Below are 17880 nucleotides of genomic sequence, written 5' to 3'. Positions count from 1 at the left end.
ATGAATAAGGAATGGGGAGAGCGAGATGAACCTGCTGGAGCAGAGAAAGAATTTTGAAGAGGGCAAACGGATCTATGAGAGCGCCAAATTAACCTTTCACGGGGTCGATGGATTTGATGTGTATAACATCTCGATCCCTTTTGAAAAGGATGGAAAACGTTTTTTGTTCGGGAGAGTCGAACGGCGTGAGGAATGGGCGCGCTCATGGGTGCGATTGTTCGAGGAAATAGGCAAAGATACCTGGTCGTTGGTGGCTGACAGTATGATCTATACGTTGGAAGATCCATACGTGAGCTTAATTGGAGACGAGCTGGTACTCGGAGGCACCCATGTTCAGTATGAGAAGGGCAATATAAGTACTTATTACGGGTATTTTTTCCGAGGTATCAATGTCCACAATCTGTATTATTTCACCACGGGTCCGCAAAAAATGAAGGATATCCGCTTGATCGAGCTGGCAGATGGCCGCATTGGCGTGTTCTCACGGCCTCGCGGAGAGGATATGCGGTTGACATACGGCAGCGAGTCCATGATTGGATTTACAATCATAGATAGCCTTAGCGAGCTGTCGCCGGACGTAGTCGCGAACGCACCTTATATTCCAGGAATCTTTGGTAAGGATGAATGGGGCGGAGTGAACCAAGCTTACCTGTTGGATGATGGGAAACTGGGGATTATTGGCCACATTTCCTACAAGGAAAAGGATGCCGATGGTCAAGAGTTGAAGGTCTACCTGAATATGTCTTTTGTATTTGACCCCGTAAAGCATGAAAGCATGGATCTTCAAATTATCGGCAGCCGGAGCTGCTATCCGTTGGGACCTGCTAAAAAGCCCCATCTGACAGACTGCGTATTTACCTCCGGAATCGTGATGCGAACGGACGGGAAAGCGGACTTGTACAGCGGTTTGGGAGATTGCGAAACGGGCCGCATTACGATCGACTACCCGTTTGCCGAGTATGGGCAAATTGTGTGTTTAGGAGAAGCCGTCAATGACAAAGTATAAGCTGCTTGCCCTCGACATGGATGGCACTTTATTGCGCAGAGACCTCACGATATCCGCGGAAAACCGCAAATGGATTCATAGGGCTATTGAAAGTGGGATTTCCGTGATGTTCGCTACGGGACGAGAGGTACAGAGTATTGAGCCCTACATCAAGGAATTGAACCTGACTTCGCCCATGGTATCTGTCAATGGCAGTGAGGTGTGGGAAGCACCCAATGTCCTTATGACACGGCATCTGTTGGAAGCAAAATGGGTTGCCGATTTGCAGGCCCTGGCTGAGAAAATGGGTTGCTGGTACTGGGCCTATACCGTGGATGACGTGTTTACGAAAGATCGCTGGTTGGAACAAGTGGAACTGAAGGATGAGGCGCAATGGCTCAAATTCGGATTTCGTTCTGAACATCCTGATCAACTGGCGGATATCCTTCGCATTCTAGAAGCGACAGGCCAGTATGAGCTGACTAACTCAAGTTCATCCAACATCGAAGTCAACCCGTTAGGAATCAGCAAGGAGAGTGGCATCAGGGAGATCTGTCAGCTTCGGGGCATTAAGATGGAAGAAGTTGTCGCCTGCGGGGATAGCCTGAACGATTTGAAGATGATTCGTTCCGTAGGCTTGGGGATTGCTATGGGCAACGCTCAGGAAACAGTAAAGCAGGCGGCTAAGGCCATTACGGGAACTAATGATGAAGATGGTGTAGCCCAGGTTATTCGGACCTATTTACTAGGTGAGCGATGACGATGTATCGCGAATGCTCGAATGTGAAGGAGAATGCCGGATTTTGAAAGCAGTTTGCGACAAATTGAAAACTGGGACCAGTTTTCGAATCGCGAGCCTTTCTTATGCTAAAAAGGTGAACAATAATATAGAAACAGGGAGAGTGAAGGAATTAATGAAGGGTATAAAAAAGTGCATTATTCTGCTGTTTATAGGCATGCTAGCATTTGCCGGATTGGGGTTTGGTACGCACTCAGCCCATAGAGCAGAGGCTGCGGTTGATGGGTCTTACGACCTGAAATTGATGACGTTCAATATCCGCAACGGCGGAGCGGGGGAGGCTGGGGATTGGGATATCCACAAAGACGTAGTCGTTCGAGCAATCGACTCATTCGGTCCCGATGTATTAGGGATGCAAGAAGGTCATCAATCCGGGATTGCATACTTGCTTAACAATTTGAACGAACAATATGAGTATGATTCAATCGGGACCTCGCGATTTGGCAATACAGAAGATGAATATAACAACATCGTGTATCGTTCTGATAAATTCGATGTGGTGCAATCGGGACAATTTTGGTTAAGCGACTATCCGGATGTCGTGGGCAGCAAAAGCATCTACGACCCGGCTTACCCCCGCATGTGTACTTGGGCCAAGTTTAGGGCAAAAGATGATCCGAAAGCCGAGTTCTACTACTTCAATACCCATTTCGGATTGACAGCGGGCGCTCAGAGCCAAGGCGCTTCCGTTATTCTGGATCAAATCGCCAAATATGTGATCTCGCCTGATGTGCCCGTATTTGTCGGTGGTGATCTCAATGTGCAGGAGAACAGCCAGGCTTTCCAAACGCTTCAAAATTCGAGCCTGGATGATACATGGGCGGGCGCCGGGCATGTCTATACGGATGACGACGGCACCTACAGTGACTTTAACGGTTCAACGAATACAGGACATATCGATTGGATTTTCCAGCGCAACGTATCCCAGATCCAATCCATCGAGATCAACAGATACAACGAAGATGGTCTCTACCCTTCCGATCATTATCCGGTTCAATTGGCCGTGGCAATTCCGCTAACTGGCCGCGTGGGTACAACTGTTCCCAGTGCGCCTCGCGACGTCTATTCCGCCTCAGGGGAGGACCTGACCAAGGTGATCTTCGCTCCGTCTCCGGACGATGGCGGCAGCGAGGTTCTCCAGTATAAGGTGACAGTATTGCGGGATGGTACTATCGTCAAAACAGTAGTGGGAGGCGCGAGCCCAATCTCCATCACGGGGCTGGACGCGGACGGTGAATACACGTTTAACGTGACGGCCGTGAACGCAGTAGGCGAATCTGTCCCCTCGGCTCCTTCGAAGCCAATCTCCGAATTGGCGAATCTGTCGCTAGGCAAGCCGTACCTGTCGGTTGCCGTATCGTCCAATCAATTGCTAAGCGGCACAATAACCATCACGCCGACGAGCGCACCGGCCGATGAGCAGGAATACGCGCTGTACTGGGGGGATGCAGGCGGGAAGCTGTCGGGCGTACAGCCGATCGCGACGATCCCGGCGAGTGGGGTCGACGTCATTTATACGTTTGACAAAACACCGGTTCCACCCGGCGCGACGAAAGTTCTCGTGTATACACGGATACTTGGATATGATTCTACGCTCTATGCTGGGGAAAGGCTGCCAACAGCTGGTGTTCAGCCGGTGCAGATCGAGGATTTCACCGACGTCTCGGACTGGACGGACTTGAGATACGGCAAAATTACAGCGGTAGACGGCATCGGATTGATCAGCGTAGATGGTCCTGTTGGCAGGGCATTCGGATATGCCGGGATTCCGGTGACTTACAATCTTACCGATCTTCCCATCCTTCGCGTCAAGATTGACAGTCTGGACGAGGGGGCAATGTGGGCGCTTAAGCTTCATACGAAACCAAATCAAGGGTCGGGAGATATCAAGATACAAGGGGACACGAATAAAACGGGCGAATTCAACTTCGACCTGAGGAAGGCAACTGGCTGGAACGGTGAAAAAAGTTTCATCATCAAGCTGTTCCCGATCGGAGTGGCAAAGTCGTTCCGCATTAGCGAGCTCTCAGTACGCCCAGCAGTGGAGCTGGGCGATGATGAGGCACCGCCGACAACCACAGCTGTATTGGAAGGCTTGAAGCCAAACAATTGGTATGCGAGCAGTGTCAGTGTTCATTTAAGCGCAAAGGATGAAGAGTCTAGCGTTACGGGAACGGTGTATAGTCTGGACGGAGGAACAACTTGGAAACCGTACTTGCATGATCTTATTTTTGAAGAAGACGGTGTTTATACGTTAACATTCCGGTCGATCGATAGTGCGGGAAATGAAGAACAACCTCAAATGGTTACCTTCTCCATTGACCGGACGGCGCCGGACATTCAGATCAGCGGGGGAAGAACATATACCATCGATCAGACGGTAACGGTCACCTGCACGGCTTCGGATACCGTGTCCGGTCTTGTTTACAACTCATGCTCTGCTCCATTGATGAACGGTCCGGCTTACCTGTTGAACGTCGGTGAGAATAGGGTTACGGCTTATGCAACGGATGCGGCCGGAAATACCGGTTCGGCCTCAACGACGGTTACAGTCAAGGTTACGTTGGCTAGCCTGACCCAACTCATCAAAGATTGGAATGCCAGCTCCAGCGGCGATCAAGGCATCGCAGGCTCTCTGGTCAATAAGCTTCAGCACGGACAATTCAAGGCTTTCATCAACGAAGTTCAAGCACAGAAAGGAAAAAAAATCAATGAAGAGGATGCAAATCTCCTGATCAAGTATGTTCATGAGTTGCAATAAATTTTGATCCTATTCCAAATTTGGACTGGGCTGCCGTCCAGAAAGGAAACAGGAAAAGCCCATCACTACAGGGAGAACACTGAAAAAATTCCTTAGATGCATCAAATGTACAGCCCACTCAATAAAATTGAGGATGCTGTACTTTTTTTGGTATTATTTGGGTATTAATCTGGAGTAGGTGAGTGTATTGATTCAATTTCCACTTTTGAACGATTACGATTCCAGTACAACAAGACTGCGATAGAGAGAAGGTATGGGAGATTTTAAGGTGCAGAAGGGGCTTAAAAAGGGGCGTTATCATCAAATATTAAAATGGTAGCCGGTTTTTTAAAAAATGGAAAACCGTAATTTGGAAGGAATAGCAGCTTTTTGAGAGTTACAGCTTTCAAATATTATTTTAGGATGGAAATTATAAGTCTTGCCGGTTTCAATAGAGAGCTCTTGTAACAGGCTAATCGAAGCAAATGGGAGGAGCAAAATTAAGCATGAGATTCGTACTGCAGAAATTGGAAAGCCGCATCCGGGAACTCACTGGATTAAGATATCGCGAAAGTCGGACGTTAATTGACGTTAATATTGTTCCAGATGTGAAGGATTTGGATGAAGCGCGTCAGCAGATGGAAGGTGGAACGGTGGTTTGCGTTGGTGACCGCTGGGGCGGCAGAGACCGTTATGCCTGGTTTATTATGAAGGTCGAATTTCCAAGTAGTTGGAAAGGGCAGGATGTGATTGGTCTCATCAAGCTCGGGGAAACAAGCGGAGGAAATACCAGAGGGTATGAAGCACAGGTTTATCTGGACGGGGAGCCGCTGCAGGCGCTTGATCGCAATCATGCAGAGTTATTTTTCCCGAGAAGCGCGGTGGAGGCGGGCCATGTGGAGCTGGCCATTTATGCATGGAGCGGACTGAAGGTGCCGGATGGTCGGATGCCGTTTGATCACCGCATTGATTCGCTGAGCGTGGCGGTTCTGGATGCGGATGTGGATGATTTGTATTATACGTCGCTGCATATGCTGCAAACTGTGAAGCAGCTGGACGAACGCCAACTGGAAAGGCGTGCGCTGACAGACGCGCTGGAAGCGGCCTTCCGCCAGCTGGACTGGAGCAGGCCCGGCTCAGAGGCCTTCTATGCATCTGCGGCACAGGCTCGCCAAACGCTGCGCGAGCGGCTTGAGGCCATCCCGCGTGGCCCCCGTCCACAAATTACGGCGGTGGGACACTGTCACATCGACGTAGCTTGGCTGTGGCGTCTGCAGCATACTCGTGAGAAGTCTGGACGATCGTTCTCGACGGTTCTTACGCTGATGGACCGCTTCCCTGAGTATGTATTTCTTCAATCGCAGCCACAACTATATGCCTACCTAAAAAAAGACTTCCCTACGCTGTACGCGAAGATCAAAGACCGCGTCCAGAGTGGGAATTGGGAGGCCACCGGAGCCATGTGGCTGGAAGCGGACTGCAATATTCCTTCCGGCGAATCCCTGGTGCGCCAGCTGCTGACAGGCAAACGCTTTTTCCGGAACGAGTTCGGCGTGGATAATCGCGTACTGTGGCTGCCTGACGTGTTCGGCTACAGCTGGGCGCTTCCGCAGATCCTGAAGAAAAGCGGCATTGATTATTTCATGACGACCAAAATCAGCTGGAGCCAGTACAACCGTTTTCCCTACGATACATTTACGTGGAGAGGGATCGATGGCACGGAAATGCTGACGCATTACATTACAACGCCGGATAATGACGGCAGCAGCTACTATACATACAACGGCAATGTGACTGGCGCCTCGATCCAGGGTTTGTGGAACAATTACCGTCAGAAGGACATCAATGACCAGCTGCTGCTGGCTTATGGCTGGGGTGACGGAGGCGGGGGACCGACACGCGATATGCTGGAGGCCGTGCGTCGTTATGAAGATATGCCCGGAGCGCCTCAGGTCAAGGCGGGGGGAGCGGAGGATTTCTTTGTCCAGCTTGAGGAGCAGGTCAAGGATCAGCCGCAGCTGCATTTATGGGATGGAGAGCTGTATCTTGAAGGCCACCGGGGAACATACACCTCCCAGGCCTATAATAAGCGGATGAACCGGCGCATGGAGCTGCTGCTGCATCACGCGGAATTCTTGAACTCGTTGGCGCTGGTGTTGAATCCCGAGCATGTCTATCCGTCGGAGCAGCTTGCCGAAAGCTGGGAGATCGTGCTGCGCAACCAGTTCCATGACATCATTCCGGGCTCTTCGATCCATGAAGTGTATGAGGACAGCAGGATCGAATATGAGGAATCGGAACAGCTTGCTCTCTCGGCGATTGAACAGGGATTCGGCGGTTTGAATGGGCGGATTGGCGGCGAAATCGGTAGAATGGAGGGAAAAGGAGTTCCCGTCCGGATCTTTAACGCACTGGGCTGGACGCGGTCTTTCTTAGCGGAGATTGATATCGACGGGGCGGCAGGGCTCACATGGTATGCGGCAGAAGGCGTGAAGCTGGATACCCAGGCGGCGGCTGCCAGAACTGCGGATGCCGACAAGGTCCTGGTGGCGGTTCAGGATGTGCCAGCATACGGCTATATAACCGTTTATGGACGCCTCGAACCAGACGCGGAACAAGCGCAGGCTGAAAGCGCTCCGAACATACAGCAGCCCGCGGAGTATGCCTCCGATTTCTGGAGCATTGCAGCCGACCGGATCGAGACGCCGTTTTACAGCATCCGCCTGAACAAGAACGGTCAAATCGCTTCTCTCTATGACAAGCAAGCCGGACGCGAGTTGCTGAAGCCGGGCGAACCGGCAAACGTGCTCCAGGTATTCGAAGATAAGCCGATGAAGCATGACGCCTGGGATATCGATATTTATTACCAGGAGAAAATGACCATCGTGGACGATCTGAAGGAGCTGACCATACTGGAAGCAGGCCCGCTGCGGGGCGTGCTGAAGTTGGTGTACAGCTACCATAATTCCACCATCGAGCAGCTTCTGACGGTGTACCGCAACCATCCGCGTATTGATTTTAAAACCCGTGCAAACTGGAACGAGCATCAACAGCTGTTGAAAACAGCCTTTCCCGTGGAAATCCGATCGACCAAAGCGACGTACGAAATCCAGTTTGGCAACGTGGAACGACCGACGCATTGGAACACAAGCTGGGATTATGCCCGTTTTGAATCCGTTGCTCAGCGCTGGGTGGATCTATCTGAAGGTGGCTATGGCGTCAGTCTGCTGAACGACTGCAAATATGGACACGACATCCGCAATCATGTCATCCGTCTGAGCTTGATCAAATCCGCTGTATATCCTGATGGAAATGCAGATCAGGGAATACATGAGTTCACGTACTCCTTGTTTCCGCACAGTGGAGGATGGTATGAAGCGGGGACGCATCAGGCTGCGTGCGAACTGAACGCTCCGCTGATGGTATCTGCGGTGCATGGCGACTCCAGTCTCCCAGATGTGCTTGGAATAATAAAGACTGACGTCCGTAATGTCATGATCGACACGGTCAAAAAAGCCGAGGACAGCCAGACACTGATCGTGCGGCTATATGAATTCGGTGGCATCCGCACGAAGGCGGCCGTAACGGTGGATCCGTATCTCGGCCAAATCCGTTCGGCGGAGGAAACCGACCTGATGGAGGAGCGTCCGTCCCCACTTCCTTACGGCGGGCAGCAGATCGAAGTGGCCTTGGAGCCGTATGAGATTAAGACGCTGAACATTGCCCTTTCCTAAAATGAACCCGGGAGGAGGCGGAAGCTGGCCGCTTTTTGGCAATAGCGGCACCGCGATGTGAAAGGAAATGCAGCATTTTTAAACTTACAGGATTAAGACAGATATTTTAGCATGAAGGGAGCAAGAGAAGATCCAAGAATGGAGAGGGCTTAAGATGATGAGGAGGAAAAAATGGATGGTACTAATGAAGTTAGGTGCTTGGATGGCCGGACTCGTAGGCATAGTTGCTCCAGTATCAACCGCAGAAGCGGTGGCGACGCAGACAGCACAGCTGAAGCTAATGACATTTAATGTACGCAATCTGCACGGGGATGACGGTACTGTAAACTCCTGGGATAACCGCAAAGATAGGGCAGTGAGTGTCATCAATTCATTTGGTCCCGATATTGTCGGCATGCAGGAGGCTTATTCTGCACAAATCGATTACTTTGTAACTCATCTTAACGGAAACTACCAGTCGCTGGGTACATCGAGATACGGAAACAAGACGGATGAATATTCCAACATTGTATACTAGGCAGATACGCCTGTATTTATTGGACGAGATCTTAATTCTCCAGAAACCGAGAGCGCTTACTCCATAATTGAACAGTCGGATTTTAGCGATGTCTGGACCCAGAGCGGGCATGACTTCAATAATTCTTCCACCGTCAGCAACTATAACGGTAACACCACAGACCACCATATTGACTGGATTTTCCAGCTTGCCGCCGGAACAGTTGAATCGATGGAAATTAACCACTATGGCGAGAACGGACTGTATCCCTCGGATCACTTTCCGGTGCAGTTAACCATTCAAATCCACCGTTCTTAGCAACAGCAAATGGTGCGCAACTGGACCCGACCGCAGTGACTGTAGATCGATCTTTAAAAGAGGTATAACCTGTACCGATTTGTGGTGAAACGCGCTGCTGCAGGCGGAGAGACGCCGGGCATCAACACCCGCGACTTCAAAATATAGGTTAGCAAACTCTTAGATGAAGAAGGTTCTGATTGGGTACAATTCGATGGATTTTTCTCGTGAAGTACACTCCCAACCTGTCTCACCAATTTCTTTGTGACCACCAAATCTAACAACCCCTAATGTTGTTCTAGATTTTGTAGGACCCTGAAATTGAAGCAAGACACCCACGGAATAACAAAGCGTATCCGAAAGTGGGAATCTTCGCCCAATGAGGAAAGAATAGACCAAACAAAATCGGACTAACTACAGTAGAATTAATAATACGTGAAGGCAAAAAGATTTATGTTAAAGGACTTGATGCCATAAATGGGACACCAGTACTAGATTTAAAACCAGTAATGAAGGAATTTACTCAGTATCGGGAGATCAAGCAACCACTCTGGGTCTCAGACCTCATGAAAAATTACTGGGGTTAACTCTGGCTGAGTTCTATCGGTGTGAGCGAGTCTGAGTTTCTGCAGAAAATGTAACCTAACGGAGACTATAGTTCAATTAAGACATGACGGCAGCCGGCCGATAGGCTGCCGTTGTCTGTTGAACCTTCCTGTAGGACCTAAGAAATGGTCTTTGTCAAAAAAGGAGCGCCTCGGTATGATGGGCTTGTCCACGGGTTTGAAACCCAACACCATCAAGGAGGCGCTCTTTATGAAGTTTAAGCAATCAGACGAACAAAATCAACGGATAGAACGAATAACTCCAACTCACTTAGTAATTGGCATCGACATGGCGAAAGATGCCCATGTTGCACAGGCAACGAACTTTCGCGGAATTGTTCTTTCAAAACGTCATCTTTCCTTTGCCAACAACAAAGATGGGTTTGAAAGGTTTGGCCGTTGGGTTAGTGAGTTGCAGCAGAAACACCGATTGAACAACATAATAATTGGAATGGAACCGACGGGACACTACTGGTTCAATTTAGCGAATTGGTTGGTAGAACAGAGGTTAAGCGTTGTTCTGGTGAACCCAGTTACGACTAAGAGAAACAAGGAGAATAGAGATAATTCTCCTTCCAAAAATGATCCGAAGGACGCTCTTGTCATCGCAGATGTTGTTAGTCGGGGGTATTACTCTGAATACACGAAGCAATCACATTCTTTTCAGAGATTGCGCGTTATCATGAGCGATCGAGAGTTTTGGGTGGCGAATAGCATACGGCTTCAGAACCGAATCATTCGCTGGCTGGATATTATCGGGGATTATCGAGGAAGCAGCGGGAGCCATTGGTAGTGCAGGCATTGGAAGCGGTTGATTTGCTGGACCGTCGGAAGCACTTTCCTTCGGAGCTGTCCGGCGGGCAGCAGCAGCGAGTTGCGATTGCTCGAACGTTGGCTGGCGATCCGCCGATTATTTTGGCGGATGAGCCGACGGGGGCACTGGATTCGAAGACGGGCGCGGAGATCATGGGTATTTTCAGTCGGCTGAATGAACAGGGCAGGACGATTATTGTAATTACACATGATCGGCAGGTTGCGGAGCAGGCGTTGCGGGTTGTGAGGTTTCGGGATGGACGTTTAATTGATTAAATGAATATATAAGCAATAACCGGCCTTGCGATGTAAAATCGCAGGGCTTTTGATTTTTTTGAGAGGATTGACTATTTATCGCAAAGTTAATTCATTCACCTAAAATAAAGATAACTAACTCAACTTTCGCAGCTACGGCGATCCTCAGCACCGATCTGACGGTAAGTGCAGAGGAGATCATTCGAATCTACGGAATGCGTTGGAGCATCGAGACCTTTACATTTTTTAAATAATACGCTATAAACGATCGCCTGTTATGCGGTTATTCAGGATTCTAAAGAAATTATGGGCATTGTCAAATATTTGGCGGATATGTTCCGATATGCTGTTAAGACAAATTTGGAAGAGGTTACGATAGTAAATGAATTAAAACATGTTCTAAATTATATGATGATCATGAATTATCGTACCGGCTGGGACTTTGAAATTGATGTCATTATACCTCCCGAGTATTTACTTCGAAATATGGTGCGACTAACCCTGCAGCCGCATGTTGAAAATGTGTTCCAACATGCTTTCCCAGACGGCCTTGAACCTCATCACTACATCCGAATTGACGCTTATATAGAGGATGGTGAATTTATCGTTACCGTAGAGGATAACGGCGTGGGTATGACAAATACGAGATTGAATGAGCTGACAGAGAAATTGAAGCTGAATAAACTGCTTGATCTTGAACCCGGTCACAAAGGTGGAATTGGCTTAGTCAATGTGCACCGGCGTATACAGATGGTATACGGGGAAGCATTTGGATTATCAATCGAAAGCGAGACTTTAACCAGGACAAGAATGCTGCTAAGGATGCCGAGTACCTAATGTAAACCGGCAGTTTAGGACGCAAACGCAATTCGCCTTGGTCATTGACTTTAATTCGGCTTCCTCCTTGTAATGTTTTCGTATTACCGAAATCGGTATTAACTTGCGAGGTTCCATAAGTCGTCCATACTGCCCATTGCGTGAAGTCGACGGTTCTGCTCCCGTACACGGCAGCACTGGCAGTTAAGCTGCCGAACAGGGACGCAATGACAACCATAACAATAAAAAACGAACGACGAAGTACTTACATAAACCATTCCTCCTTGGGTTGGAAGCGTTTTCTTACTTTCTTAATTTACTTTGATCTACCGAAGCAGGTCGAGCAGGCGAAGGCACAGGATGCCATTTCGGTTGAGTCGCTGGCAGCGATGAATCCGGATTATTTATTTTTACAATTTTCAACTAGCGAAAATAAAGGTACAGAATATGCACTTAAAGAACTCAAAAATAATCCAGTTCTCAAGAAAACGAATGCCTTTTCCAATAATCATGTCTTTGTTAACGCCATTGATCCGTTAATGGAAGGTGGGCGCAACCAGAAGATGTCGCGGATATAGCTGCTTTTCTAGCTTCTTCCGATAGTCGCTGGGTAATCGGCCAATTGATTGATGCCAGTGGGGGCTCTCATTTGTAAAGTTAGATAGCCAAATAAAAACAGCGGAGCTCTAGGACATTATTTACTTGTCCATTGCTGCCGCTGTTTTTATGTTTGATACGACTGAAATACTTTCCTGCATCTCCTCTTACTTCTTGGAGAACTAGCTTTCAGACAAAGAAACACGACAAAACTACATCGTAGAGTCAGTTTGTATCAATCCTACCCGATTTATAGCTTCAACCTACCCCCGAGGGTAGGTTAATTCCATTCCGTCTTGCTTTATAGTTATCATATATAAAAGTTTAAGGGAGAGACTGCTCTTGTGTAGAAGATTACTATCACTATTATTAACCCTACTTCTTATGGCAGGAATATGGCCTGTTGCAGCACATACGGTCTCGGCGGATGTGGCGGCCGATGGAACGGTAAATAATCTGATCTACGCGGATGGCAGGTTTGTGGCGGTCGGCGTGGGGAAAGACTTCTTGGGAAGAAGCGGCGGGAAGATTTGGACTTCCGAGGATGGATTAAGTTGGGAGAACTACGAAACGAAATCTCTATTTGAGCTATACGGAGTTGCCTATGGAGATGGCTTCTATGTGGCTGTCGGAAAAAGCGGAGGGATAGTTACCTCTCGAGACGGAATCACCTGGACGAATCAAATCTCGAATACGAATAATTATTTGTTTGACGTTGCTTATGGGGAAGGGCAATTCGTCGCTGTGGGCATCGGGGGGGCGATTGTAACCTCTAATGATGGAATAAGCTGGATATCTCAAGATTCTGGAGTAACGAACACGTTAAGCGGAATTGCATACGGCAACGGTGTTTATGTCGCTGCCGGGACTAACGGGATCGTCGTTACCTCGGATGATGGAGTAACGTGGACCAATGCCTCGATCACGTCCGGAAAGTTGAAAGATGTCGTTTACGGCGACGATGGATTCGTGGCGGTCGGTGACTACGGCAGCATTTTACATTCCTCGGACGGAGTAACCTGGCAAAGATATTTTACGCCGGAAGGATTGGCTGACCTGCTGAGCGTCACGCATGGCGAAGGCCGCTATGTGGCTGTCGGGATGAAAAACGCGGCTTATACATCCGTCGATGGAGTGACATGGGAGAATCGTCAATCGGGAGCGTCCGAAGATTTTTCTGGAGTGGCATACGGTGCAAGTAAGTTTGTGATGGTTGGCACCAAAGGATTTTCTGTTTTCGGTGACGGTAACAGCTGGTCATATCCGGTATCGGGCACGTCCACTGACATCTATACCGTTTCTTATGGGAATGGGTTGTTCGTCGCCGGCGGGAATATCGGCCTAATCCTCACCTCCACTGACGGGGCCCATTGGAATCAACTCCCCGCAGTGTTCGAGGCTTATCTGGATTCCGTCTACGGAGAAGGAAGGTTCGTGATGGTCGGGCTTAACGGGGTCATTAAGACTTCGGTGAACGGCACGGACTGGACCACAGCCGCATCAGGCGTGGAGGATGCATTATACGGAGTCGAATACGGCAATGGTACGTTCGTAGCCGTGGGCTTAGATGGAAGGGTACTGACCTCTGCTGATGGGACCCATTGGACTATTCAGACATCGGGCGTGACGCAAAGATTGGTCGATGTCGCTTACGGAGGCGGTCAGTTCATTGCGCTTGGGAATAGTGGCGGAGTGTGGACATCTCCAGACGGTGTAAGCTGGACGAGTCGAGCTCCGATCAATAACCTATATCCGACTTCGATTGCTTACGGCAATGGCAAATTTGTTGTGACAGCTTCAGCGGGGGAGATTGCGACCTCGAGCGATGGCGGTGCCAGTTGGACTGTTAAGCAGGCTATACCGTACGTTTATAAATGGCAGTCCGTTGAATATGTAAACGACACTTTCTTAGCGGTAGGTATTTATGGTTATATGTATACTTCCAATGACGGTTTGACGTGGCGAGACATTAGGGGTGCGAAGAATACCGAGATTTCCGCCAAATGGCCTGCGGCCACATTCGAGGACGCGGTCTACGGAAACGGTATGTATGTCGCTGTCGGTTCTCGAGGTTTGATTGCGCAATACAGCATCGCGAATCTAAGCTCCTTGCAGGTAACGGGAGGCGTGCTCCAACCGGACTTCACTTACGCGAAGACCCGGTATATCGTCAATGCTGCGCACGATATCAGCAACTTGACGGTGACGGCGGCAACCGCGGTTCCCGGAGCGGGGCTGCAGATCAATGGCCTGGCGACGGCTAGTGGGGTTGAATCGGCTCCTATCTCATTGAACTTGGGAAGCAACGATGTCGATGTGGTCGTAACCGCGCTGGACGGCACCAAACAGACCTATAGGCTGAACGTCATTCGCGAGGTCGATCCTCCCGTCAACGTAACGTTCGACTCGCAGGGAGGCAGTACGGTGGCTAACGTGATCGGCGTGAGCGTCGGCACGAAACTCGCGAAGCCTGCCGATCCGACGAGAGTGAACTACCTATTCGCGGGCTGGTACAAGGATGAGAGCTACGCGACGCTGTGGAACTTCGTGATCGATAAGGTGAAGACGGCAATGACTCTTTACGCAAAATGGACGGCACTCTATCAGGTGACGTTCGACTCGCAGGGAGGCAGCGCGGTGGCTGGCGTGACCGGAGTCATCGACGGCACTACCGTCATGAAGCCGGCTAATCCAACGAGAGATGGCTATTCGTTCGCAGGTTGGTATATGGATACAGGCCATACGACGCCATGGAGCTTCGAGTCCGATAAGGTGAACGGAGATCTTACCTTATATGCAAGGTGGGAGCTCGTCTCCATAATCACGTACACATTGATGTACGATCCGCAAGGAGGAAGCGCCGTATCCAGTGAGACCGACATCATCTCCGGAACGACCGCCGTGCAACCGGCCGAACCGACGAGAGAGGGCTACGCGTTCGCGGGTTGGTACAGAGAAGCGGAACTGTGGACGCTCTGGAGCTTCAAGGAAAAGGTGACGGAAAATATGACGCTGTACGCGAGATGGAATGTCGCCTACACGGTGACGTTCGATTCGCAGGGAGGCAGCGCTGTGGCGAGCGCAACAGGAATCATCGCTGGCGGAAGCGTCCCAAGGCCTGTTGATCCGACGAGAGAGGGCTTTACGTTCGAGGGATGGTCAACCCGAAGCAGCTCCTTCATTCCTTTTGATTTCACGTCCGATTCAATAGGCGAAAGCCTCGTGTTATACGCGAATTGGGAGCTTATTCCGCCGAATACGTTCACTGTAACGTTTGATTCGTTGGGGGGAAGCCCAGTGGCAAGTATAATCGGTATTAACCAAGGAGAAAAGATAGACGAACCGGAAGAGACGACGAGAAAGGGTTATGAGTTCCTTGGTTGGTATGACGTAGAGAATAATAAGTTTTGGGACTTCGCGACAGATACGGTGAACGGCAATGTGATGCTTTATGGGCTATGGAAGGAAGTCACTTACACGGTATTCTTCGATTCGCAGGGAGGAAGCATGGTAGCGAACGCACCGTCCATTCGAGCCGGGAACACTCTTGCGAAGCCTGTCGATCCGACGAGAACAGGCTATACGTTCGCAGGCTGGTATAAGGATACAAGCTATTCGACGCCATGGAACTTCCTGGTGGACGCGGTTAACGCGAATACGACGTTGTACGCGAAGTGGACGGCGGATTCTAGCGCGATGCGTACGGTGATGTTCGATTCGCAAGGGGGCAGCGTCGTGGCTAGCGCGATCAACGTCATCACTGGGACGACTGTATCGAAGCCGACCGATCCGACTAGAGCAGGATACGCGTTCGCGGGTTGGTACAAGGATGCGAACGGTACGACAGCGTGGAACTTCTCGACCGATAAGGTTAGCGCGAATCTTACGCTGTATGCGAAATGGGTCGTCGCTTACACAGTAACGTTCGATTCGCAGGGAGGCAGCACGGTGGACAACGCGACTGGTGTAAGCTCTGGGGCTATCGTTGCTAAACCGGCTGATCCGGTGCGAGTGGGCTATACGTTTGGGGGCTGGTATAGGGAAACGGGTTATGCCACGGAGTGGAATTTCGAGATCGATGCGGTGAGTACGAATCTCACGCTGTATGCGAAGTGGGAGACCGAGACGTATATGGTGGCGTTCGATAAGAACGACGGAAGCGAACCGACATTTATTACTGACCTCAGTTGGGGGGATAAGATCAGTGAACCGCCGTTGCCAACTAGGCTAGGCTACACCTTTCTTGGTTGGATTAATATGGCGAATGGGATGCCGTGGGACTTCGCGACGGATACGGTGACAGACTCTACCTTGTTACTAGCTTCATGGGTTTCTGGGGTCATGACCTATACTGTAACGTTCGACTCGCAGGAAGGCAGCGCCGTGGACAGTGCGACCGACGTAAGCGCCGGAGCGACAATCACGAAGCCGACTGACCCGACGCGAGCGGGCTACACGTTCACGGGCTGGTATCGCGATGTGGGCCAGGTAACGTCATGGGACTTCGCGACGGATACGATAAGCGGAGATATAACGCTGTATGCCAAGTGGATGATCGTATCGAGTGGAAACGCCGGCGGTCCGGTCGTACCAGATAATAGCGAAGTTGAATCTGACAACAGCGAAGTTGTCTCCGACAATGGTGAGCTGTCGCTTCCCGTCGGCCGGCCGGGAGAAGTTAGTCTGAACGACGATGAGATCACCATCGAGATACCTGCTGATGCGATGGACGAGAATTTACGATTGACGATTGAAACCTTGTTGGACACGGAGGATTTGCTTGCGAATGACGAAGTGCTGTTAAGTCAAGTATTCGAAGTCATGAAGAATGTCCCAGGTAAATTCAAAAGAAGCATCAAGCTGACGTTTGCCTTCGATTCAGCGAAACTGAGCGGCGACCAGCGGGCTTCCATCTTTTATTATGACGAAGTGAAGCAGGAGTGGGTGGAGGTTGGCGGTGTAGTAAGTGGCGGTTTCATTACCGAAGAGGTCGATCACTTCACGAAATTTGCCGTGTTGGCGGTGAATGGGTCGTCAACGCCGGAAGTTGAATTTAGCGACATATCCGGACACTGGGCGGCGAAAGCGATTCGCCAAGGCGCCCTCGGCGGCATCGTGACTGGCTATTCGGACGGAACGTTCAGGCCGGACCTCAGGGTCACCAGAGCTCAGTTCGCAGTGATGTTAATGAACGCGGTCGAGCATTCGGGAGCGGCGGAGCAATCGACTTTCGAGGATGCGGCGCAGATTCCTGACTGGGCTAGTAATGCGGTGGCGAAAGCCGTGCAGGCGGGCATTATTACCGGATATGACGACAGTACATTCCGCCCGAATGCCGAGATCACGCGAGTTGAGATGGCGGTGATGGTCGCCAAGGCGATTGGGCTGAAGGGCGAATTGGATTCGACCGGGTTCACGGACGACGAGAGCATTCCTGCATGGGCTCGAGGCGCAGTGGCGGAACTGAAATCGCAAGGTCTTATGCAAGGTGTAGGAGGGAATCGATTTAATCCCGCCAGTTATACGACGAGAGCAGAGGCTGTTACAATTTTGACCACTCTAGGCAATGTAAGTAAATAGGTATTCCAGGACAGTACCCGCGGGGTACTGTCCTTTGTGTTCTTGACGGCATATCCCAAAGCTAGTTTCGTTGAGCTTGATGACTGGTTAGGCCAATTACTATCAACTTCACCGAACTCTTGTGCTTAAACTATAATCGGATATAATCGAATGTATATTGATA

Annotated in this window: 10 protein-coding genes and 2 pseudogenes; all 12 read left to right on the top strand. The window is 50.1% G+C overall.

Going from position 1 to position 17880, the window contains the following annotated elements; translation table 11 throughout:
* Positions 1 to 25 precede the first annotated feature (25 nt).
* Positions 26 to 1006, top strand: coding sequence for a DUF1861 family protein (locus tag ASG89_RS01635; protein ID WP_057308548.1), 981 nt, complete (start codon positions 26 to 28; stop codon positions 1004 to 1006).
* Positions 993 to 1745, top strand: a complete 753-nt coding sequence (locus tag ASG89_RS01630; protein WP_057308547.1) for a Cof-type HAD-IIB family hydrolase — start codon at positions 993 to 995, stop codon at positions 1743 to 1745. The genes ASG89_RS01635 and ASG89_RS01630 overlap by 14 nt, the downstream gene beginning before the upstream one ends.
* Positions 1746 to 1899: 154 nt before the next feature.
* Complete coding sequence (locus ASG89_RS01625; protein WP_162259664.1) at positions 1900 to 4545, top strand: OmpL47-type beta-barrel domain-containing protein; 2646 nt, start codon at positions 1900 to 1902, stop codon at positions 4543 to 4545.
* Positions 4546 to 5030: 485 nt separating this feature from the next.
* Positions 5031 to 8258, top strand: coding sequence for an alpha-mannosidase (locus tag ASG89_RS01620; RefSeq protein ID WP_057308545.1), 3228 nt, complete (start codon positions 5031 to 5033; stop codon positions 8256 to 8258).
* Positions 8259 to 8433: 175 nt separating this feature from the next.
* Entirely contained in the window at positions 8434 to 8775 is a 342-nt protein-coding gene (locus ASG89_RS01615; RefSeq protein WP_057308544.1) for an endonuclease/exonuclease/phosphatase family protein, read from the top strand.
* A gap of 602 nt (positions 8776 to 9377) precedes the next feature.
* A pseudogene (locus ASG89_RS35305) lies at positions 9378 to 9638 on the top strand (TrmO family methyltransferase); the annotation flags it as partial.
* A 229-nt stretch (positions 9639 to 9867) separates the two neighbouring features.
* Positions 9868 to 10449 carry an IS110 family transposase gene (locus tag ASG89_RS01610; protein ID WP_235549547.1) on the top strand — a complete coding sequence of 194 codons (582 nt, stop codon included), beginning with the start codon at positions 9868 to 9870 and terminating at the stop codon, positions 10447 to 10449.
* On the top strand, positions 10449 to 10745 hold the full coding sequence (locus ASG89_RS01605; RefSeq protein ID WP_057308543.1) for an ABC transporter ATP-binding protein: 297 nt from the start codon (positions 10449 to 10451) through the stop codon (positions 10743 to 10745). The genes ASG89_RS01610 and ASG89_RS01605 overlap by 1 nt, the downstream gene beginning before the upstream one ends.
* A 246-nt stretch (positions 10746 to 10991) precedes the next feature.
* A complete protein-coding gene (locus ASG89_RS01600) occupies positions 10992 to 11561 on the top strand; it encodes a sensor histidine kinase (protein ID WP_321166464.1) in 570 nt (189 codons plus the stop codon).
* 206 nt (positions 11562 to 11767) lie between these two features.
* Positions 11768 to 12118 (top strand): ABC transporter substrate-binding protein, encoded by a 351-nt coding sequence (locus ASG89_RS01595; RefSeq protein ID WP_082592601.1) that lies wholly within the window; start codon positions 11768 to 11770, stop codon positions 12116 to 12118.
* Positions 12085 to 12195 (top strand): annotated as a pseudogene (locus ASG89_RS35300) (SDR family oxidoreductase); the annotation flags it as partial. The gene ASG89_RS01595 and the pseudogene ASG89_RS35300, both read left to right, overlap by 34 nt.
* A 326-nt stretch (positions 12196 to 12521) precedes the next feature.
* A complete protein-coding gene (locus ASG89_RS01590) occupies positions 12522 to 17717 on the top strand; it encodes an InlB B-repeat-containing protein (protein ID WP_057308540.1) in 5196 nt (1731 codons plus the stop codon).
* Positions 17718 to 17880: the final 163 nt, after the last annotated feature.

This window comes from Paenibacillus sp. Soil766 (assembly GCF_001428105.1).
Taxonomy (GTDB): domain Bacteria; phylum Bacillota; class Bacilli; order Paenibacillales; family NBRC-103111; genus Paenibacillus_E.
The sequence above is the reverse complement of the archived record's forward strand: the minus strand, read 5'-3'. Positions and strand labels throughout refer to the sequence as shown.